General features: G+C 58.9%; 19 protein-coding genes and 2 tRNA genes. 8 read left to right on the top strand and 13 right to left on the bottom strand.

The genetic code is table 11. From position 1 onward, the window contains the following. The first annotated feature begins 65 nt into the window (after positions 1-65). Complete coding sequence (locus AB4N84_RS28435; protein ID WP_074753304.1) at positions 66-1223, top strand: MFS transporter; 1158 nt, start codon at positions 66-68, stop codon at positions 1221-1223. A 1-nt stretch (position 1224) separates the two neighbouring features. Here the strand turns inward: AB4N84_RS28435 and nhaR are convergent, their stop codons facing one another. Then, on the bottom strand, positions 1225-2121 hold the full coding sequence (nhaR, locus tag AB4N84_RS28430) for a transcriptional activator NhaR (RefSeq protein WP_460044313.1): 897 nt from the start codon (positions 2119-2121) through the stop codon (positions 1225-1227). A 130-nt stretch (positions 2122-2251) separates the two neighbouring features. Here nhaR and AB4N84_RS28425 point away from each other — a divergent pair, with 130 nt between their 5' ends. Further along, complete coding sequence (locus AB4N84_RS28425) at positions 2252-3016, top strand: TerC family protein (protein WP_460044312.1); 765 nt, start codon at positions 2252-2254, stop codon at positions 3014-3016. A gap of 102 nt (positions 3017-3118) precedes the next feature. Here AB4N84_RS28425 and AB4N84_RS28420 read toward each other — a convergent pair whose 3' ends face one another. Further along, entirely contained in the window at positions 3119-3295 is a 177-nt protein-coding gene (locus AB4N84_RS28420) for a hypothetical protein (protein WP_460044310.1), read from the bottom strand. Positions 3296-3513: 218 nt separating this feature from the next. Between AB4N84_RS28420 and AB4N84_RS28415 the strand changes: the two genes are divergently transcribed. Further along, positions 3514-4209, top strand: coding sequence for a peptidase C39 family protein (locus tag AB4N84_RS28415; protein ID WP_460044308.1), 696 nt, complete (start codon positions 3514-3516; stop codon positions 4207-4209). A gap of 30 nt (positions 4210-4239) precedes the next feature. On the opposite strand, the gene AB4N84_RS28410 is transcribed toward AB4N84_RS28415, so the two are convergent. Next, on the bottom strand, positions 4240-5523 hold the full coding sequence (locus tag AB4N84_RS28410) for an NAD(P)/FAD-dependent oxidoreductase (protein WP_460044307.1): 1284 nt from the start codon (positions 5521-5523) through the stop codon (positions 4240-4242). A gap of 204 nt (positions 5524-5727) precedes the next feature. Between AB4N84_RS28410 and AB4N84_RS28405 the strand changes: the two genes are divergently transcribed. Beyond that, positions 5728-5804, top strand: a tRNA-Val gene (locus AB4N84_RS28405). A 90-nt stretch (positions 5805-5894) separates the two neighbouring features. Here the strand turns inward: AB4N84_RS28405 and AB4N84_RS28400 are convergent. From AB4N84_RS28400 to AB4N84_RS28385, 4 genes are all read right to left on the bottom strand, one after another. Beyond that, entirely contained in the window at positions 5895-6128 is a 234-nt protein-coding gene (locus tag AB4N84_RS28400) for a hypothetical protein (RefSeq protein WP_244165842.1), read from the bottom strand. A gap of 163 nt (positions 6129-6291) precedes the next feature. Next, positions 6292-6639: a hypothetical protein gene (locus AB4N84_RS28395; protein WP_074753299.1), complete on the bottom strand. Its 348-nt coding sequence runs from the start codon at positions 6637-6639 to the stop codon at positions 6292-6294. 99 nt (positions 6640-6738) lie between these two features. After that, entirely contained in the window at positions 6739-7758 is a 1020-nt protein-coding gene (locus tag AB4N84_RS28390) for a hypothetical protein (RefSeq protein ID WP_460044306.1), read from the bottom strand. Then, positions 7755-7889 carry a hypothetical protein gene (locus AB4N84_RS28385; RefSeq protein ID WP_279616215.1) on the bottom strand — a complete coding sequence of 45 codons (135 nt, stop codon included), beginning with the start codon at positions 7887-7889 and terminating at the stop codon, positions 7755-7757. Before AB4N84_RS28385 ends, AB4N84_RS28390 begins: the two co-directional genes overlap by 4 nt. Positions 7890-7991: 102 nt before the next feature. On the opposite strand from AB4N84_RS28385, the gene AB4N84_RS28380 reads away from it, so the two are divergent. The 3 genes from AB4N84_RS28380 (at position 7992) to AB4N84_RS28370 (ending at position 9294) form a co-directional block, all read left to right on the top strand. Continuing rightward, a tRNA-Val gene (locus AB4N84_RS28380) sits at positions 7992-8068 on the top strand. Positions 8069-8310: 242 nt separating this feature from the next. Continuing rightward, positions 8311-8868 carry a DUF4174 domain-containing protein gene (locus tag AB4N84_RS28375; RefSeq protein ID WP_074753298.1) on the top strand — a complete coding sequence of 186 codons (558 nt, stop codon included), beginning with the start codon at positions 8311-8313 and terminating at the stop codon, positions 8866-8868. An 81-nt stretch (positions 8869-8949) separates the two neighbouring features. Continuing rightward, complete coding sequence (locus AB4N84_RS28370) at positions 8950-9294, top strand: hypothetical protein (protein ID WP_074753297.1); 345 nt, start codon at positions 8950-8952, stop codon at positions 9292-9294. 166 nt (positions 9295-9460) lie between these two features. Here the strand turns inward: AB4N84_RS28370 and AB4N84_RS28365 are convergent, their stop codons facing one another. Further along, positions 9461-10093, bottom strand: a complete 633-nt coding sequence (locus AB4N84_RS28365) for a DUF5666 domain-containing protein (RefSeq protein ID WP_074753296.1) — start codon at positions 10091-10093, stop codon at positions 9461-9463. A gap of 263 nt (positions 10094-10356) precedes the next feature. After that, positions 10357-11823: a D-alanyl-D-alanine carboxypeptidase/D-alanyl-D-alanine endopeptidase gene (gene dacB, locus AB4N84_RS28360; RefSeq protein ID WP_074753295.1), complete on the bottom strand. Its 1467-nt coding sequence runs from the start codon at positions 11821-11823 to the stop codon at positions 10357-10359. 321 nt (positions 11824-12144) lie between these two features. Here dacB and AB4N84_RS28355 point away from each other — a divergent pair, with 321 nt between their 5' ends. Next, positions 12145-12489, top strand: coding sequence for a YggL family protein (locus AB4N84_RS28355; RefSeq protein ID WP_460044305.1), 345 nt, complete (start codon positions 12145-12147; stop codon positions 12487-12489). 58 nt (positions 12490-12547) lie between these two features. Here the strand turns inward: AB4N84_RS28355 and AB4N84_RS28350 are convergent, their stop codons facing one another. The 4 genes from AB4N84_RS28350 to AB4N84_RS28335 form a co-directional block, all read right to left on the bottom strand. Continuing rightward, the gene (locus AB4N84_RS28350) at positions 12548-16204 is read right to left on the bottom strand and encodes a transporter substrate-binding domain-containing protein (RefSeq protein WP_460044304.1); all 3657 of its coding nucleotides are present in this window, start codon (positions 16202-16204) and stop codon (positions 12548-12550) included. A gap of 8 nt (positions 16205-16212) precedes the next feature. After that, positions 16213-16839 (bottom strand): response regulator, encoded by a 627-nt coding sequence (locus AB4N84_RS28345; RefSeq protein WP_460044303.1) that lies wholly within the window; start codon positions 16837-16839, stop codon positions 16213-16215. A gap of 379 nt (positions 16840-17218) precedes the next feature. Next, a complete protein-coding gene (locus AB4N84_RS28340; RefSeq protein WP_074753291.1) occupies positions 17219-17617 on the bottom strand; it encodes a response regulator in 399 nt (132 codons plus the stop codon). 303 nt (positions 17618-17920) lie between these two features. Continuing rightward, positions 17921-19252, bottom strand: coding sequence for a deoxyguanosinetriphosphate triphosphohydrolase (locus tag AB4N84_RS28335; RefSeq protein WP_074753290.1), 1332 nt, complete (start codon positions 19250-19252; stop codon positions 17921-17923). Between the last annotated feature and the right edge of the window lies 1 nt (position 19253).

Below are 19253 nucleotides of genomic sequence, written 5' to 3'. Positions count from 1 at the left end.
CCGCTTAATGGCACCCTGACCGACCTCTCTTCACTGACGGGTCGTTTTGTCGTTCTGGAGTTTTAATGTTTTTCCCCATCTATCTGTTGTCGGCAGCCGGTTTCACGGTGCTGACCACGGAGTTCGTCATTGTCGGTCTGTTGCCGGCCATCGCTCGCGATCTGGCCGTGACAATCCCTCAAGCCGGCCTGCTGGTCACCTTGTTCGCCTTCACCGTGGCCTGTTTCGGTCCTTTCCTGACGGCGTACTTTTCGCGCTTCGAGCGCAAGCGCCTGTTTATTTCGGTGCTGATCATGTTCGGTTTCGCCAATGCCGTGGCGGCGATGGCGCCGAACATCGGGGTGATGGCGATTGCCCGTTTGATACCGGCGCTCGGTCTGCCTGTGTTCTGGGCGCTCGCCAGCGAGACGGCGGTTGACATTGTCGGGCCGGACCACGCTGGACGCGCGATTGCCAAGATCGGCTTCGGCATCGTCTGCGCCACGGTGTTCGGCATTCCGGTCGGTACGCTGATTTCCGACGCGTTCGGCTGGCGCAGTGCATTTGCGATCCTGTCGGTCGTTGCCTTCGCCAAGGCGTTGCTGCTGTTCATCTACCTGCCGAAAAGCGTGCACAAGGATCAGGCATCCTTTCGCAGTCAGTTCCGGATCCTGCGCAGCCCGGTCATGCAGGGCCATGTCCTGCTGTCGGTGTTAGTGTTCAGCGGCATGTTTACGGCGTACACCTATCTGGCGGACATGCTTGAGCGTCTGGCCGGTTTCAACGGCACCGTCGTGGGCTGGTGCTTGATGGGCTTCGGTGCCGTCGGCTTGTTGGGCAACTCGCTGGGCGGACGTCTGGTGGATCGCCACCCGCTGATTGCCAGCCTGACGTTTTGCACGTTCATGATTGGCGGGATGGTCATGGTGGTGCCAAGCATGCATTCTCTGCCTGCGCTGGCCCTGGCCCTCGCGGTATGGGGCGTGACGCAGGCCGCCTTGTTCCTCGTCAGCCATGTGCGTTTGATGAAGGCGGCGCCACAGGCTCCGGCCTTTGCCGCGTCGCTGAACATTGCCGGGGCCAACCTGGGCATCGGCATTGGCGCGATCATCGGCGGTCGGGTCATCGACCACCTTGGCCTGGCCAGTCTGGGCTTCGCAGCTGCCGGGATCATTCTGTTGTCGATCCTTCTGGCGCTGTTGTTGATGGTCGCCAAGCCAGGCGCTGCGGCCTGCAGCGCCTGATTCAGTCGGTGAACAGCTGGCTTCGGGCGCCCTCGGTGATGGCCACGATGCCGGGGTGCTTGACCTTGCGCTCGACCGAGATCGCGTAAAACGACTCGGTCACGGCGTCGGTCTGACCAATCAGCACGACGTCATACTGCTCCATCACCTCATCGGCAATCACGCTCGGCGCAATGAAAATTCCGCTGCCGGACTTACCGAATGCCTTCATCAAGGCGCTGTCATCGAACTCGCCGACGATCTTCGGCTGCACATTCTGCTCGGCGAACCAGCGCATCAAACGGCTGCGTACCACCGTCTGCTGACCGGGAATCAGGAGGGGCGCGCCCTGCATCCCATGGGGGAAATCCTGGCCATACGTCGCGGCCAGCGCTCGGGTCGCGAAGAAGCTGACGCCGCATTCCCCCAGCTTCTGGCTATAGCCTTTGATGTCCAGGTGCGACGGCATGGGGCTGTCGGATATCACCAGGTCCAGGCGCTGAATCGCCAGGTCCGCCAACAACCGCTCCAGCTGATCCTCGCGGCAGGTAATGCGTATCGGCTCGCTCAGCGCCATTGTAGGCGCGATCAGTCGATAGACGATTGACTTGGGCACGACATCAGCGACGCCCACGCGAAACAGGATCTGCTGCTCTTGCGGTTGCGCGCGCAGCAAGGCTTCGAGGTCGCCGCCCAGTTGAAACATTTGCTCGGCATAGGGCAGGGCGGTACGACCGGTTTCAGTCAGCTCCAACTGACGCCCGACCCGCTTGAACAACTCCACACCGTAGGTCTGCTCCAGCAGACTGATTTGTCCGCTCACGGTCTGGGGCGTCAGGTTCAACTGCTCGCAGGCCCGCACGATGCTGCCGGTTTTGGCGACCACCCAGAAGTAATGCAGTTGTCGGTAATTGAGCATGTGTGGTCTCGGAACGTTGAATACTTCGTAAAAGCCGAAGTATACGCCTAAAAAATACGAATTTTTCTGAAGTGTTTGTCCGTCTAAACTGCCGGCTTATCTCCTCCAACAGAACCTGGACAACCGGTATATGGAATATCTTCTGCAATTGGCCGCCAGCCCCACGGCCTGGGTAGCATTGGCGACCCTGGTGGTCATGGAAATCGTGCTGGGTATCGATAACCTGATCTTTATCTCGATCCTGACCAACAAGCTGCCGGTCCATCAGCGCACCAAGGCGCGTCGTATCGGTATCAGCATGGCGCTGATCCTGCGTCTGGGTTTGCTGACCACCGTGGCGTGGATCGTGCAGTTGACCGAGCCGGTGGTTGAAGTGTTCGGTCAGATGTTCTCCTGGAAAGACATGATCCTGATCGCCGGTGGTCTGTTCCTGGTGTGGAAAGCGACCACCGAGATTCACCACAGCGTCGACATCAAGAGCGAAGAAGAGAAGGCGGTGTCCAAGACCGTCGTTATGGGCATGGCCGCTGCGATCGGTCAGATCCTGATGCTGGACCTGGTGTTCTCCATCGACAGTATCGTCACCGCGGTGGGCATGACCGAACACCTGCCCATCATGATCATCGCCGTGATTTCCGCCGTGATCGTGATGCTGGTGGCCTCGGAGCCATTGGCGAAGTTCATCAACGACAACCCGACCGTGGTCATGCTGGCGCTGGGCTTCCTGATCATGATCGGCATGACGCTGATCGCCGAAGGTTTTGGCGCCCACGTACCCAAAGGCTACGTGTACACCGCCATGGCGTTCTCGGCCTTGATCGAGGGCCTGAACATGTTGGTTCGACGCGCCAGACAGAGGCGCCTCGAAGCCGAGGCTCAGGCAGAGAAAGCCTGACGGCAGGCTGAAACGAAAAACGGTCGGGGATGAAGTTCATCACCGACCGTTTTTTTTTGACTGCGTTTTGCAGGGTTAATCTTGAAAGGTTAAGCACTCGCGTCAATGCGCGGCGGCATGACGGTGTTTGCGCTCTACAACCTGTGCCATCTTTGCTGCATCGGCACTCCGGTAGTGCGGATGGTGGCGGCGGGAAATCCGCAGCACACCCCATAGCATGGCCGCGGCAACCGCCAGCCAGCCAACGATCAACATCACAAGGGTCATTCCGAGGCTCATAGGTTCCTCCGGCGTCTTCGCTTTTCGTCTCTTAGTAACCGACAGTCTAGTACGCTGGTTGTTGCTGAAAATTGACCGATGGTATGAATTGCATGACTGATTTGTTCTATCGGCGCGTGCTGACTGCGTATTGAGGCTATACCCGGGGCGTCGGCGGCTCTATGATCGGCGTCCAGGCCGGGTCGTGGGTTGCCCGGCACCTGACAAGTGGGTGAAGCATGTTTCGATCGGATGTCCCTGGAACCAAACGGAAGTGGATGGCGCTGGGCATGGTATTGGCCTTGGCCGGTTGCGCGGATCCCCATGCCTATGAACCGGGCGTTCCGGCGCAATACAAGCGCCTGCCAGACCGCGTCGAGCTCAACTCGGTGCCGTTCTTTCGGGGGAAGGCTTATCAAAGCGGGCCCTTCGCACTGGCCAGCATGTTGAGCGTGCAGGGTGTGCAGACCACGCCGGGTTTGCTTGAGAAGCCGCTGAAGCTGCCAGGCGCTGAAGAAAAGCTTGATCAGAACATGGCGAACCTGGCGCGTGAATACGGTTTCGTCGTCTACCCCGTCGATCATCAGTTCCCCGATCTCTTGGCTCAAGTCTCTGCGGGTTACCCGGTGCTGCTTCGATTCTCCGAAGGCTCGATGTGGTGGAAAGACCAACGTTACGGTGTGTTGGTGGGCTTCAATCAGAACAAGCGCACCGTGTTGATCTATACCGGGCTCGGTCGCCTGACCGTGAGTTTCGAAGCGTTCACCTCGGACTGGGACAACGCGGGCAATTGGGCCGTGCTGGTGCAGAGCCCTCGTCAGCTTCCGGTCCCGGTCGACCGCGAGCGCTGGCTCAAGGCTGCCAATGATCTGGCTCAGGCCGGGCAAGAGCAGGCCGCGGGCGAAGCGGTCAAGACGCTTAATAACGCGCATTGATGCTGCGCGTTATCGTTTCTGCTTCTTGAATCAGAACCCAAGCTTATCGCGCAGGCTGTAATACCACGCACCCAAGGCGGTCAGCGGAGTACGCAACATCTGTCCGCCCGGGAACGGGTAGTGAGGCAGGCCGGCGAACGCATCGAAACGCTCGGCCTGTCCGCGCAATGCCTCGGCCAGCACCTTGCCTGCCAGGTGCGTGTACGTCACGCCGTGGCCGCTGCACCCTTGTGAATAATAGATGTTGTCGCCCAGGCGACCGACCTGCGGCAGGCGGGACAAGGTCAAAAGGAAATTGCCTGTCCAGGCGTAATCGATCTTCACATCCTTCAATTGCGGAAACGCCTTGAGCATCTTCGGTCGAATGATCGCTTCGATGTTCGCCGGGTCCCGTGCCCCGTAGACCACACCGCCGCCGAAGATCAGGCGCTTGTCGCCTGAGAGTCGGTAGTAGTCGAGCAGGTAATTGCAGTCTTCCACGCAGTAGTCCTGCGGCAGGAGTGTGCTCGCCAGTTCTTCGCTCAGTGGCTCGGTAGTGATGACCTGCGTGCCGCATGGCATCGATTTCGCGGCCAGTTCCGGCACCAGGTTGCCCAGATAGGCGTTGCCGGCAACGATGATGAACTTCGCGCGAACCTTGCCTTGCTCCGTGTAGACCACCGGATTGGCGCCGCGCTCGATGCGAATCGCCGCCGACTGCTCGTAAATCGTACCGCCCAGAGATTCCACAGCGGCGGCTTCGCCCAGCGCCAGGTTCAGCGGGTGGATATGGCCGCCGCTCATGTCGAGCATGCCGCCAATGTATTGGTCGCAGGCCACCACTTCACGAATGCGACGCTGGTCCATCAATTCCAGCTGGGTATGGCCATAGCGCTCCCAGAGCTTTTTCTGTGACTCCAGATGGCCCATCTGCTTGTCAGTGATCGCCGCAAATACGCCGCCGTCCTTCAAGTCGCATTGAATTCGATACTGGGCGACGCGCTCGCGGATAATGCGACCGCCTTCGAAAGCCATCATGCCCATCAGCTGCGCTTGCCTGGGTCCGACGGTGCGCTCGATCACATCGATATCGCGGCTGTAACTGTTGACGATCTGGCCACCGTTTCGGCCGGACGCCCCGAAGCCAACTTTTGCTGCCTCAAGCACCGTGACCTTGAAGCCGTTCTCCAGCAGAAAGAGCGCGCTCGACAGACCGGTGTAACCGGCACCGATGACGCACACATCCGTATCCACTTCACCTTGCAATACCGGTCGGGCAGGGGCGGGGTTGGCGGAGGCAGCGTAGTACGACTGCGGGTATGCGGTGTTGGTCATCCTGAAGGCCCCTGTCTAATATATTTTACGAATGCGCCGATCCTACCTGAGATAAAAAGCCGCCACCAGCGGGCGGGAGGATAAAGTGTCCTAAATATGTGCCACTTGATCGGGAGTCAGATTAAAAAATCAAAAATTTCATGGGTTTACTAAAACGGCACTGTTGACAGTCTGTTGAATATCCGTAGAATGCCGCCCCACAGCAGGCACGTAGCTCAGTTGGTTAGAGCACCACCTTGACATGGTGGGGGTCGTTGGTTCGAGTCCAATCGCGCCTACCAGACAAAATCCGCTCTGCTGGGCGGTAATAAAAAGGGCGACCCGAAAGGGCCGCCCTTTTTGCATTTCGACTCACATTGAGCGATGCGAAATCAGTCTGCCTTGCTGCGCGTGATTCGCCCGGCTTTGATCTCGTCGACGTACGCGCGCAGTCGGTCGGCATCCTTGTATTGTTGATTCATGAGGTGGAGCACGGCCACGACGTCAACGTCTTTAACACGTTCAGCCAAACGACTGATCTCGCCCGCCGTGCTTTCCAGATTCGCGGCAATTGCGTTCAGGTCACGCTTGAGTTCCAGCGCGGATTTCTTTATTCCCACGGTCATCTTCCTCAAAACCGAAAGGGCAGAGCGAACACCGTATCCGCCTTGCTCCTTTTATTAACAGCGCTTTGTAACAGGCCCGTGATGATACGCGACCTGTCGACGGTTTTGAGGTTCACATCCAGGCAAGGTCAGCGTCTGGCCATATGCGCCTAAGCCTTTCGGTCTAGCCTCCTGCACCGCCGGCGCTGGAGGCGCCACCTGCTGAGCCTTTCGATCCGCTGCCTGCGGCGCCGCCTCCCGTGGTGTCACCACCGGGCAAGTCGGCATCATTGCTGCCGCCGGTACCGTTGCTCATTGCGCCGGTGTTCATGCCGCGACGAATGCCGGTAGCCGGGTCGCCTTTGTCCATGTCGGTTCCTTGCCTTTGAATATCGTTGCCCTGGGTCCTTGGGTCGACGCCGGTTTGCGAGGGCGGAGGCCCCATGTCGGGTGACGTGGAGCCAGCCATGGCCGCCAGCGAAGTGAGAGTGAGGGTGCAACCCAGCGCGAATGCCGCAAATGATTTGTTCATCAGGTGATCTCCATGTCTTCGGTCCTAACTGCACATTGGGCCGTCGGACTTCAAACATAGTGCCATCACGGCGACCAGCGGCAGTCGCGCTCAGTGGTTTTACGGGGTGTTCAGGCTGTCCAGCGGTGACGGCAACAAGGGCGCGTCGCCCAGACTGCCTTCAATCTGACCTGCTACGTAATAAACACCGGCCAGCACGCCAAACTCCGGATTGTCGATCAGGCTGCGTTTCTTCTCGTTGAGCGCCGCATAAAGGCTGTTGCGCAGCTGCTCTTCCATTTCGGCCCGCTCATTCTGATGGGTAATAGCGCCGAAACCCGCCATGCCGACTGAGATCATCAGGCCAGCAACCCGACCCACTGCGGCAGCAATGGCACTGGCCGCTCCGCGCGGGGCGAGGCTGGCTTCAAGCTTCTCGCTGGAGTGGATCGCTACCGAAGAAATGCCGGCATCAGGCCGCCCCGCATCGGGTCCGGTGGCTGCTTTATGAACCTGGTCGATGAGCGCGACGTAGGCGGGCATCTTCGCCAGCGGCTCGGCATGGGTCAGTTGATACAGTGTTGCGTTGCTGGTCGCAGGTGGCGCCAGTGTGATGGCGGGAATTCCGTTCAAATGGGCGTCGAACTGCTCGTTCGGAATGTTGTAGCGCTGGGCAATGGAAGGCAGTTGCTGACCCAGCAGCTGGATGTAGTAGGCCGTTGCCTGAGCGGTGACCGCATCGGGATCGATCTGCTCGGACACCGGGTCCAGCACGCGCTCGTGGTATTGCTCCTGTAAGTAGCCGTCCAGACGTTGCGCGGGTGTCTGTTCACCTTTCTGGCTGCTGACTTTGTACCAGCTGACTTTGACGGTCAGCCACTGCTGGGTCCAGTAACCGGTGAACCAGGGGATGAAGTCGGACTCGGTACGCTGATAGACGCTGTCCATCCAGCTGTCCATGGTTTGCGTGGCGTAGCGGCGGGCCGGCGCGGTGGCAGTCTTCGATGCGGCCAGTATTTCCTGGTCGACCTGATGCCACGTTTGGGGCGAAATCTGCACGACTGCGGGCGCGGTTTTCTGGGCGGACGTGCAGCCCGTCAGGATCACCAGCAGCGTAACGATCAGGGTGCGCACGTTCACGATGGCAATCCCTTGAATGTGGCGAGGGCGATGGATCCTTCGACGTCGATCAGCGCGTCGCCCTGCGGTTTTTTCAGTATAGGAGGCGAAAAGTGCGGGGCGCCGGACGCACCGTTGACGTTGTCTGCCATTGCGGGCGTCGGTAGCTGCAAAAAATTCGCATATTCATAGGGTTAGTGTGAAAAAAAGACGTTGACAGCTATCTGAATATCCGTAGAATGCCGACCCACAGCAGGCACGTAGCTCAGTTGGTTAGAGCACCACCTTGACATGGTGGGGGTCGTTGGTTCGAGTCCAATCGCGCCTACCAAACAAAATCCGCTCTGCTGGGCGGTCCGAAAAAGGGCGAATCGAAAGATTCGCCCTTTTTTTTGTTCACGATTTTCTCCCCATGGCAATCGCTCACCTTCAACCGTGCTGGTCCTCTCACGGCTTTCCTGCGGTTTTTTACCGCCAGCGCTTCAGAAAAAAATCCTGATTTTTCAACCAATCGCCTGGACCTTTTGCCACGATGCGCGATCATCAGTGCATGGATATCGAAAGGAGGTGCGTATGTTAAGTCGGTCACTGACCCTCGCCATTCTGTTTGCCGTGTCCAGCCCGTTGCTGGCGGCAGACAGTGATACCCCGCTGGGACAAGAGCGGGGCAGGTCCCGTCCGTTGATCATCATTGCCTCGAGTTCGGTGGATCCGACGTTGGTGAGTCTCAAGAAGAGTCTTGATGAGCCGGCCAACAAGGAGGCCTTTGCCAAGCGCAGCATGGTGCTCTACACGATCGTCAACATGATCGGCCAGCGTAACGGCAAGGACATGGATGCGCAGTCGACCATGGCGTTGATACGTGATCTGAAACTCGGCGCGCGGCCGGGTGATCAAGCGCAGGTGCTTCTGGTCGGCAAGGACGGAGAAATCAAGATCGACCGTAAAGGCAGCATCGATCCCAAGGAAATCTTCAGCACCATTGACCAGATGCCGATGGCCGAGAAGGAAGCCGCCGCGGCAGCGCCGGTCGCGCCAGCTGCCGAACCTAAATCGACAGCGCAGGGTGGCAAGCCCGGTAAGGGAGGGAAGGCGGCTCCGGCTGCGCCAGCCGCGCAACCTGACGATTGATTGGCTGTAATCAACCCACCCGTCGGCGCGGCGCTTGGCCTTTGCTGCTAATATCGCTCCTTTTTTATCGAAAGGACTGTCATGAAACACTGGGCGGGAGCAGTAGCGCTGGCAATGCTGGCGGGTTGCATGAGCTTGAATCACACGCGCTCGGCGGGTCCGGCACAGGTGTACACCAGCCAGAAGCCGGCTGCGGCGGTCGCTGAGTGCATTAAAGTGACCTGGGCCAACGTGCAACTGTTCGGTGATGTCGCCGACGTGTTCATGGATAAAGGCAATTCTGGCGAATTCACCGTCTACACCACCGAAGGCGAGTACTTCGCTGACGTGATAGGCAAAGGGGCGTCAACCACCATCAATTTCTATGGCAAGGCGGGCGCCAAGGCCGTCGACCAGCGCGGTGCCGTGTTGGCGACCTGCCTGTAACGGGTCATCCGGACGCAGCAGAAGGGCGTTCATTCGCGGGGTTGGGGGCGGGGATGCTTGCGTATCGCCTCACCGTATTTGCCGCGAATGATTTCCCCCTCAAGCTCATTGGCAAGCCGTCGTTCCTTCTGCTGATTGCTTATGCTGATTGCTTACGTCGGCTTCCTCACATCGGCGGTGTCACGCCATTCTCTCCCGCAGAAATCGACACAGCGTTCAACGCACCGTCATCGGTTTTCTGTGCCTGCAACACCACCTTCACGCCAGGCTTGAGCAGGCTTCGGTCGGCGGGTACCAAGTTGACGATGGGCACGTCATCGGGGATGACGATCTTCTTTTGACCGCCTTTGTAATTCACCGTGATGGTGCGACCGTTACTCGTCACCAGATCCCCCACCGAGCCGTTGGTCATGGTGCTGTCCTTGCCCAGATCGAATGCCCGGTGGCCATCGCCAGTACCGGCCATTTCCGGCGGGAACACATGAACCTCGAGTGCCTTGAGCGTGCCATCTGCCTGTGGAACTGCCGCTGAGCCAATGTAGCTGCCGGGTTTGATCTCGGACACTTGGGCGAGGGTCACGCCACGTACCTGGGTCTCCTTGGTCAAGTTGATCTGCAGGTCCTCACCCCGGTTGCTATGCACCTTCAGCAGGTCACCTTCGACGGCGGTAATCGCGCCGCGTACCCGGGTCGGCTTGGCGTCTTCGGCTTGGGAAGGTGTGGCGATCATCAGCGCCGACACCAGCAGGCTTGAAACCAGCAAGGTGTCACGCAGTCGTTTGCCAGTGGATGTTTTCATGAATGTCACAGTCCTGTGTGGGTTGACGAGCGCCGAGCTTAGCGCTGCTCGCGACAGGCGTGGATGACATCCTTGTCAGAAACGTCGGATTGCGTCTGCCCGGTGCCGAATGACATGGCCTGAGCGGCAGGTCTTGGGATGATCGTATCTGCAGGACGTGCGCAAGCAGGTCCTCGGTCCTCTGAGGGTGGGCGGGCGCTGACCGCTGGCAGGAGACGTCGCGCGCGCTGTGTAGAACGGCAGCGCGCACGAGGTTTGAAAGGTTACTGCTGCAACGAGATGGCGGTATTGGCCAGTTTTGGCTGATTGAACATGCTCACCAATACTTCATCGAGCACCGACGACGCGCCCCATGGACGTGGGTCGTTAAGGATGGCGACGACGACCCAGGTGTTGCCGTTGCTGTCGCGGCTGAAGCCCGCGATCGCACGGACCGTATTCAAGGTGCCGGTCTTGATGTGCGCTTCGCCGCGCAAGGCGGTCCGTTTCAGGCGCTTGCGCATGGTGCCGTCCATGCCTGCCAGCGGCAGCGAACTCATGAACTCTGCCTGATACGGGCTGTTCCACGCGGCCTGAAGCATCTGTGCCATCTCACGGGCGCTGACGCGTTCAGCGCGGGAAAGCCCCGATCCGTTTTCCATGACCAGATGCGGCGCAGTAATGCCTTTCTTTGCCAGCCACTGACGAATCACGCGCTGTGCGGCCTTTGCGTCATCGCCGTCGGCTTCATTGCGGAACTCCGACCCCAGGCTCAGGAACAACTGCTGGGCCATGGTGTTGTTACTGAATTTGTTGATGTCGCGAATGATCTCGGCCAGGTCTGGCGAGTAGGCTTTTGCCAGCAACTTTGCGCCGCCAGGCACGACGTCCAGACGGTCCTTGCCGAGGATGGTGCCGCCCAGTTCTTGCCAGATGGCGCGAACGGCACCTGCGGTGTAGGTCGGATGATCGAGCAGCGACAGATACGTCTGCGAGTTGCAACCGTCGCCCAGCTGGCCGGAAACCGTAACCGTGATACCGCCATCGGCTTCCGGAACCGGGTTGTACAGCACATCGCCCGTGCACTTGTTCGAGGACAGCGCCTTGACCTGATTATTGATGTGGATCGCGGCAATCGGCGGCTCCACCGACACCAGAATCTTGCCGCCGTCGTTGCGAGTCACGAAGCGCAAGGCCTTGAGGTTGACCATCAACGAGTCCGGGCGAACCAGAAACGGCTTGTTCTTGTCATTGCCGTCGTCATCGAACACCGGCAATTGCGGCTGAATGAAGTGGCTACGGTCCAGGACCAGATCCCCCGTGATCTGCTGCACACCGTTGGCGCGCAGATCTCGCATCAACAGCCAGAGCTTCTCCATGTTCAGCTTCGGATCGCCACCTCCCTTGAGGTAGAGGTTGCCGCGCAACACGCCGTTGCTCAGGGTGCCATCGGTGTAGAACTCGGTTTTCCATTGATGGGTCGGGCCGAGCATTTCCAGCGCGGCGTACGTGGTCACCAGCTTCATGGTCGAAGCAGGGTTGACCGAAACGTCGGCGTTGAAGACGGTCGGAGTGCCAGGCCCTGTGACAGGCAGCATGACCAGCGAAAGGGCGTTGTTATCGAGTTTGCTTGCCTTGATGGCTTCCTGGACCTTGGGAGGCAGGGCGGTATTGATCGGGGCAGCAGAAACGGAGATTGAAATCGGCAGAAGCAGGGTGGCAAAAAACAGCGGACGCAAAGACTTGATCATTCAATAAAACCCTACTGCGTAAAGAGGGGAACATAGGAGGGGATGGATTCCCTCGTGACGTAAAAAAGGTAGCCGAAAAATAGTGTCTCCCCTAAGCGGCTGAAACATGGCGACCTGATAAAGCGGCATTATGCCCCAAGCTTTCGTGACTTGCGCCGGGGTAGGGCCGTCAAACCGGGCTATTTTTTCAAATGCCACCGGATTGTCACGTTAAAACGCGATTTTCTGTGCTGCGTCGTCGCCTGATGGCGCGGGTTTCGGGCTTTTGTGCGGCCAAGCTGGTAGAGTGCCGCCCGATATTTTACTTTTGAGGATGTTTCCATGGCGACTAACCGTTCCCGCCGTCTGCGCAAAAAACTCTGCGTGGATGAATTCCAGGAGCTGGGTTTTGAACTGAACCTGGATTTCAAGGAAAACCTGGGCGACGAGGAGATCGAAGCGTTCCTCGACGCCTTCCTGGAAGAAGCGATGGATGCCAACGGTCTGGATTACGTCGGTGGCGATGACTACGGTCTGGTCTGCCTCGCGAACCGTGGTTCGGTTACCGAAGAGCAACGCGCAACCGTTGAGAGCTGGTTGAAGGCTCGTGAAGAGCTGACCGAGGTTAAAGTCAGCCCGCTGCTGGACGCCTGGTACCCGGAAAAGCCAATCAACAAGCCTGCCTGATCGCAGTCGAGTGGGTAAAAAGGGAAGCAGGCGACGAGCCTGCTTCCCTTTTTTATGTTTACCCTTCTGTAAAACCCTGGCGTGCGGGCTGCCGGTGCTTCAACAGGCCGAGTTCGAGCGCGGCCATTGCCTTCACCAACGCTTCGGTATGGGCCGAAAGGGTCGACCCTGAAGCGGCGGCGTCACACGCCTCCTCGAGTCGTTCGCACAGATCGATGACAGTGCGGGCGCTGATGATCCGGGCCGCACCTTTGATCTTGTGCGCGACGTCCTTGATCGCTTCGGTGCTGCCTCGCGCGCTCACTTCGCACAATTCTTCGACATCGTCCCGACTGCTGGTGATCAGTTGGCTGATCAGGTGCTGAATCATCTCGGGGCGATTACCGGTCAATGCCACGATGCTTGCCATGTCGAACGCCGCAACGTCTGCCGTCTGGTTCTGGTTGGCTGGCCTGGCGGCGACTCGGGACAGTCGGTCGTTGAGCGCGGTCAGACTGATCGGTTTGAAGAGGCAGTCGTCCATTCCCGCATCACGGCAACGCTGTTTCTCCTCTGGCTGCGCGTTGGCGGTGAAACCGAGCACGGTGCATGGCGCCTGTGCATGCCCCCGTTCATGGGTGCGTATGGCCCGGGTCAGGTCGTAACCATTCATCACCGGCATGTTGCAGTCGACGATCACCAGATCGAACGGGCGGGCCAGCCACCGCTCCAGGCCTTGAGCGCCTTGTTCGGCGACGTCGCAGCGATGGCCCAGAAAGCCCAGCTGCTGGCACAGCAGCAGGCGATTGGCCGGATGATCGTCGACCACCAAAATGTCCAGTGTCGCGCAGGCGCGCTCGTCGTCCTCCCGCACGGGCGCCAGATTTGCGACCGGGTCGAGTGAGGTCAGTTCGAACATCATTTGAACCTGTGTGCCCTGGCCTGGCTGGCTGTGGAGGGCCAGTGTGCCGCCCATCATTTCGCACAGGCTGCGGCAAATGACGAGCCCGAGCCCTGCGCCTGTCCGGGCGAGGTGACCGCTGTTGTCGGCTTGTGCAAAAGGGGCAAAGAGGCGCAACTGGTCGTCTTCGGTGATGCCGATACCGCTGTCCTGAATGATCACTTCAAGACGGATCTGTTGTTCGTGGGAAGAGTCTTCGACCTGCAGGCTGATGCGGACCTGGCCCTCCTGGGTGAACTTGATGGCGTTGCTGATCAGGTTGGAGAGAATCTGTTTGAACCGCAGGGGATCGATCAGTACGTCGACGTTGATTCGGCTGTCCAGATCCAGTTGCAGCGTCAGGCTCTTCTGACGCGCGAGGCCATCGAACACCCTGACCACCGACTCCACGAGCTGGCGCAGGTTGGCACGCTCGGGGCTCAAGGTCAGGCGCCCGGATTCGATACGGGCGATGTCGAGAATGTCGCCGATCAGTTCCAGCAGATCCTTGGCCGAACTGTAGGCGACCTCGATGGCGGGGCGATCGAGTTGACCTTGATCCGCCCGTTTGAGCGCGAGCTCCAGCATCCCGATGACTGCGTTCATCGGCGTGCGTATCTCATGGCTCATGGTGGCGAGAAAGGTGCTTTTGGCGCGGTTGGCGTCATCGGCTTGCTGTTTGGCGGTCTGCAATTCCTCGATCAACTGACGTCGCTCACTGATGTCTATCCAGCCGCCGATGATGCCCTGGACTTTACCGAGCGAATCGCGAAAAGGCAGGATCCAGTGATAGATGGTCAACGACCGGTCGCCGATGTGCAGTGATCGATCAAGGATCAATGGCGTGTCCTGCTCCATGACGGTCTGGTAGTCCGCCACATACTGTTGTGCTTCCTGGACATCGCTCAGCACGCCATCCAGGATGGTCATGCCGATCACCTCTTCGCGCTTGGCGGAGAACGCCGTCAGGTAGCTTTCGTTGCACATCTGCAGCAGGCCGTTGCGGTCCCGTACGTAGATCGGGTGCGGCGTGCCGTTGACCAATGCGCTCATGAACTCGAACTGGTCGCTCAAGGCGCGTTCGGCGCGTTCGCGTTGTTTGATCTGGCGGCGCATCCACGCATTCCAGGCAAGCGACCCAAACAGCAGCAGGCTGGCGCCGGCGACGATCTGATAGACCAGTAGCTGGTAGTCCTGCCACCCACCGCGGCCAGGTGGAATGTAGGTCCGCCAACGGTTGTTGATCACCGCAAGGTCTTCGGGTGCGATGCTTGATAGCGCCTTGTCGATAATGGCGCTGAGTTCCGTGGCGTTGCGGGAGGTCGCCATGGCGATGCGGGCGGGCTCCTGGCCAACGGTGACGCGCATCTGCAAGGCATCGTGAAGGGCGCGCGAGGACAGGAAATAACTGGCGCTGAACAGCGAGGTGATGGTGCCTTCCACGCGGCCATGAGCGAGCATGTCCAGGGCCTGTGCGGGGTTGTCGACCTCCACGGGATAAATACCGGGGTACGCCTGCTGCAGGTACGGCAGGATCGGGCTGCCCAGGGTCAAGGCGACGCGTTTGCCGTCCAGTTGATCAAGGTTGGCGGGGCTGGATGTTTCCTTGCGGGTCACCAGCACGAACGGGTTGTCCATGTAAGGGCGACTGAAGTTGAAGCGATTTTCACGTTCGTCGCTCTGGACCATCGCACCGATCAGATCGGCCTGCCCCTGACTGAGCCGGTTCATCATGTCGTTCATGCTGGGCGCATGGGTGACTTCGAATCGCAATCCGGTCCTGAGTCTGATCAGGTCGAGCAGGTCGGCTGTCACGCCGCGAAAATTACCGCTGGCGTCAAAGAACGTGAGCGGGGCGTAGGCATCGTTGATCACCACCCGGATCGTCGGGTGCTGGGCGATCCAGCGCTCTTCACGCTGGGTCAGCTGTAACTTCTGATCGGTCAGCATCAGGTCGCTGCCAGCGCCCCAGCGCTTGGAAATCGCGATGCGCTCCTCAATGGGAATGCCCTTGAGGATCAGGTTCACGATCTCCAGCAACGCGGTGTTACCGGTGCGCACCGCGAAGCTGAAACCATTGGCTTCGTGCTTGCCGAAATTGGCCATCTGCACGTTGTTGAGGTAACCCTTGTTGATGACGTAATGCGTGGAAATGGCGTCGCCCAGGAAGACATCTGCCTGATTGAAGGCCACGGCATTGATCGCGCTCTGAAACGAGGGAAAGGTCTGCAGGCGCGCTTTGGGGTACAGCGCTGCAATCTCTTCGGGGGGCAGGTAGTGATAGGCCATGCTCAGGCGCAGGGCGTTGAGGCCCTCGGTCAACGGGCGGCTTTCGCCGACACGCGTCACCAGTACCGGTTGGTCGACCGCATAGGGTAATGACAACGTAATATTTTGCGCGGCCGCTTCGTAGCCGTTGGCGCTGCCGAGCAGATCGATCTCGCCGTTCGACAGCGCCTGGATCGCGAGGTCGCGGGATCCATAGCGCAGCACCCGGACTGGCAGGTCCAGTGCGCGACCGAGGATGCCGACGTAATCTGCCGTGAAGCCTTCGTAGTCGTGACCGGTGAGGGTCATGTCGAAAGGGGGGTAGTCAGGCGCCGAGGTGCCTAGAACCAATTCGCGTTTGTTACGTACCCACTGCCATTGGGTTCGGTCCAGCGTCACGTCCATGTGCGCGGGGTTGGAGCGACTCAGCAGGGTATAGCGTTCGGCAGCAACGGATTGAGCCTGGGGCGTGATGCTCAGGCAAACAAGTACGGCCGCTATCCAATAGTCCTTTATCCCCTTCGACATCCTGTTTCTCACACTAGCGCGTTACGTTTTGCCATCTCGATAAGTTCTACCAGAGTTTTGGCTTTGAGTTTTTGCATCAGACGGGTTTTGTATGTACTCACGGTCTTGTTGCTGAGAAACATGCCCTTGGCGATTTCCTTGTTTGTCCGGCCCTGGGCAAATAACTGCAAGACCATGAGTTCGCGGTCATTGACCAGCTTGAAACGTTCGAGTTCGTTAGGGTCACCGATTTGTGTGGTGGCAGTGGCGAGCGCCTGGCTCGGGAAATAATTGTAGCCGGAAAGTACGGCTTTCACCGAACTGACAAGTTCTGTGAGGTCTTCCTGCTTGCAGACATATCCCGCCGCGCCCGATTGCATGCAGCGTATTGCGAACAGGCTGGGCGCTTGCGCCGTCAGCACAAGAATCTTTGCCGGAAGGTTCATCGCATTGAAGCGCGACAGCGCTTCCAGGCCATCGAGTTTGGGGATGCTGATATCGAGAATGATGAGGTCTGGCATGCATTCGCGCACCATCTGCATGGCGTCCACGCCATTATCGGTCTCGCCGACAATCTCGTAATTTTCGTTTTCCAGCAGCATTCGGATGGCCATGCGAATGACCGGGTGATCGTCAATGATAAAAACTGAGTTCATGATTCAATCCATAACAAGCAGCGAAGAATGCACGCACCATATCCCAGATGTTGGAAGGCGCACATGAAGAGAACAGGCCTGCAACGGTATATGGGAAAGATCCTACAAAAATTACCGCATTGACGTACGTCAATATCCATGGGGACCATAAATGTTTAAAAAAGTCGAGGTTTTCTACGTTGAAAAAGTTATCAGAATAAATATGTTTATTTCGAACAGTCATGATCCTGCACGGGCGTATATCGGCGGCGCTCCCTCTAAGCGATTGATGTTTTCAGACAGCAAGCCTGTGCGGTATGTCTGCGAAAACTTAGCGTACAAACATAGTCGTTATTCGCAGTCGGGTGCAGTTAAGTGTCCGTGAGATGTTCAAGAAGCGTCAGGGGTCACTGTCCGTGGGCGTAATGAGTCGTAAGAGTTCCAGCGTGTTCAGTGGCTTGTTCAGGCAGCCCAATAATGGGACGCCTCGCGCCCGGGCCTCGCGTTCGATGTCGGCCAGTTGCGAGGCATCGAGACCGCTGAGCAGCACGGCGTGATCGACCCATCCATGCTGGCTGGCTTTCTCCACCAGTTCGATGCCGCACATGTCCGGCAGACGCTGATCGCACAGCAGCAGGTCGTAGGGTTTGTCGCTGCGTTCCAGCGCGGCGAGCGCCTCACGGGCATTCAAGGCCGGTGTCAGCAGGTAAAGGCCATGGTTGTTGAGCAAAATCTGCAGGGCGATGAGCTGGAACGGGTGGTCCTCTACCAGCAGGATTCGCAGGTTGCGTTTGAACATCGGTCTTTCCAGGCTGAGCGACAAACCCTGATCGGGCGCAGCCACGGGACGGGGCGCTCGACAGGAGTGGTTGCGAATGAGGTCGGCGAGCAGGTAATGACTCGAGTCTGCCGGCGTTAACGAGCTGGCGGATTATTCGGTAGAGGTGTGAGGGCGGCGATAGGACGAGTCTGATTGGTGCGTGGGAAACATCCGAAGATTCGGTTTTCTTTTCCGGATGTCATGAAAAGAAAAGCCCAAACTCCTGACGGAATTCGGGCTGCTGAACGATCAGGCTGATTCGGTCGCGTCAGCCCTGGCGGTTCAGATCGGGCTCGATCGGCCCGTCATCTCGCGAGCCATTTCGCTGGCGTAACTGTCAGTCATTCCCGCGATGAAATCGATGACCCGCAGGAAGGACGTGTGCAGGGGCGCCTTCGGATCCGGCGCGCTGTTGCCCAAGAGATCCAGAATGCGTCGGCTTTTGAACGACGGTGTATGGCCGCCAAATTGCTCCAGTGCGGCGCCACAGAACGCGTTCAACAGAATCTCCAGCGTGGTGTAGGCGCCGATCTCGTGCAGGGTCTTGCGTTTGTCCTGGAAGATTTTCTTGCGTGCCATGTCCTTGGCATTCAGGACGCAGCGCTTGGCCGGGCCGTGCATGTGCTCTACCAGGTCGCCCTGCAACGTGCCCGCAAGCAATGCATCCTGTTGCTCGACGAAGGCGCGTGCGGCTGCATTGGTCAGGTGTTCGATCGCTTTGCCGCGCAGGATCGCCAGCTTGCGTCGACGGGAATCACCCGGGCCGAGTTGACGATAGGTCTCGGGCAGGTCGTCGCCTACCAGGCCCAGCAGCAGGGATTCCACTTCCGGGTAGGTCAGCAACTCCATCTCCAGCCCGTCCTCAAGGTCAATCAAGGCGTAACAGATGTCGTCAGCCGCCTCCATGAGATAGACCAGTGGGTGGCGTGCCCAGCGCTGTTCTTCCAGCTGCGGAAGGCCGAGCTTGTGAGCGATCTGCTCCAGGATCGGCAGCTCGCTCTGATAGCAGCCGAACTTGTGCTTCTTGTACCCAAGAGAGTCGGCGTGCCGGGCGGTCCATGGATATTTCAGGTAGGTGCCCAGTGTCGCGTAGGTGAGCCGGGTGCCACCTTCGAACTGGTGATATTCGAGCTGGGTCAGGACCCGGAAACCCTGGGCGTTGCCTTCGAAATTAAGGAAGTCGTTGCGCTCAACCTCGCTCATGCCATCCAGCCAACCGCGTCCGGCCGCTTGCTTGAACCAGTTGCGAATCGCGTCTTCGCCGGAGTGGCCGAACGGTGGATTGCCGATATCGTGGGCCAGACACGCCGATTGCACGACCATGCCCAGATCGCTCGGCTCGCACCAGTCGGGCAGCGCGCTGCGCAGGGTTTCGCCGACACGCATGCCCAGCGAACGGCCCACGCAGCTGACTTCCAGTGAGTGGGTCAACCGTGTGTGAATGTGGTCATTGCTGGTGACTGGGTGAACCTGGGTCTTACGTCCGAGGCGGCGAAAGGCGCCGGAGAAAATGATCCGGTCGTGGTCCTTGTGGAACGGGCTGCGCCCCAGTTCTTCAGGGCTGTGCAGGGTTTTGCCAAGGCGCTCGCGGGTGAGCAGGGTTTGCCAATCCAAG

Source organism: Pseudomonas sp. S2_H01 (genome assembly GCF_054668305.1).
Note: the sequence above shows the minus strand (reverse complement) of the source record. Positions and strands in the feature narration are given on the sequence as shown.

Bases quoted from the DNA above. Each gene is read 5' to 3' on its own strand.
- AB4N84_RS28435 (WP_074753304.1), top strand. From the start codon at position 66: ATGTTTTTCCCCATCTATCTGTTGTCGGCAGCCGGTTTCACGGTGCTG.
- nhaR (WP_460044313.1), bottom strand. From the start codon at position 2,121: ATGCTCAATTACCGACAACTGCATTACTTCTGGGTGGTCGCCAAAACC.
- AB4N84_RS28425 (WP_460044312.1), top strand. From the start codon at position 2,252: ATGGAATATCTTCTGCAATTGGCCGCCAGCCCCACGGCCTGGGTAGCA.
- AB4N84_RS28420 (WP_460044310.1), bottom strand. From the start codon at position 3,295: ATGAGCCTCGGAATGACCCTTGTGATGTTGATCGTTGGCTGGCTGGCG.
- AB4N84_RS28415 (WP_460044308.1), top strand. From the start codon at position 3,514: ATGTTTCGATCGGATGTCCCTGGAACCAAACGGAAGTGGATGGCGCTG.
- AB4N84_RS28410 (WP_460044307.1), bottom strand. From the start codon at position 5,523: ATGACCAACACCGCATACCCGCAGTCGTACTACGCTGCCTCCGCCAAC.
- AB4N84_RS28400 (WP_244165842.1), bottom strand. From the start codon at position 6,128: ATGACCGTGGGAATAAAGAAATCCGCGCTGGAACTCAAGCGTGACCTG.
- AB4N84_RS28395 (WP_074753299.1), bottom strand. From the start codon at position 6,639: ATGAACAAATCATTTGCGGCATTCGCGCTGGGTTGCACCCTCACTCTC.
- AB4N84_RS28385 (WP_279616215.1), bottom strand. From the start codon at position 7,889: ATGGCAGACAACGTCAACGGTGCGTCCGGCGCCCCGCACTTTTCGCCT.
- AB4N84_RS28375 (WP_074753298.1), top strand. From the start codon at position 8,311: ATGTTAAGTCGGTCACTGACCCTCGCCATTCTGTTTGCCGTGTCCAGC.
- AB4N84_RS28370 (WP_074753297.1), top strand. From the start codon at position 8,950: ATGAAACACTGGGCGGGAGCAGTAGCGCTGGCAATGCTGGCGGGTTGC.
- AB4N84_RS28365 (WP_074753296.1), bottom strand. From the start codon at position 10,093: ATGAAAACATCCACTGGCAAACGACTGCGTGACACCTTGCTGGTTTCA.
- dacB (WP_074753295.1), bottom strand. From the start codon at position 11,823: ATGATCAAGTCTTTGCGTCCGCTGTTTTTTGCCACCCTGCTTCTGCCG.
- AB4N84_RS28355 (WP_460044305.1), top strand. From the start codon at position 12,145: ATGGCGACTAACCGTTCCCGCCGTCTGCGCAAAAAACTCTGCGTGGAT.
- AB4N84_RS28350 (WP_460044304.1), bottom strand. From the start codon at position 16,204: ATGTCGAAGGGGATAAAGGACTATTGGATAGCGGCCGTACTTGTTTGC.
- AB4N84_RS28345 (WP_460044303.1), bottom strand. From the start codon at position 16,839: ATGAACTCAGTTTTTATCATTGACGATCACCCGGTCATTCGCATGGCC.
- AB4N84_RS28340 (WP_074753291.1), bottom strand. From the start codon at position 17,617: ATGTTCAAACGCAACCTGCGAATCCTGCTGGTAGAGGACCACCCGTTC.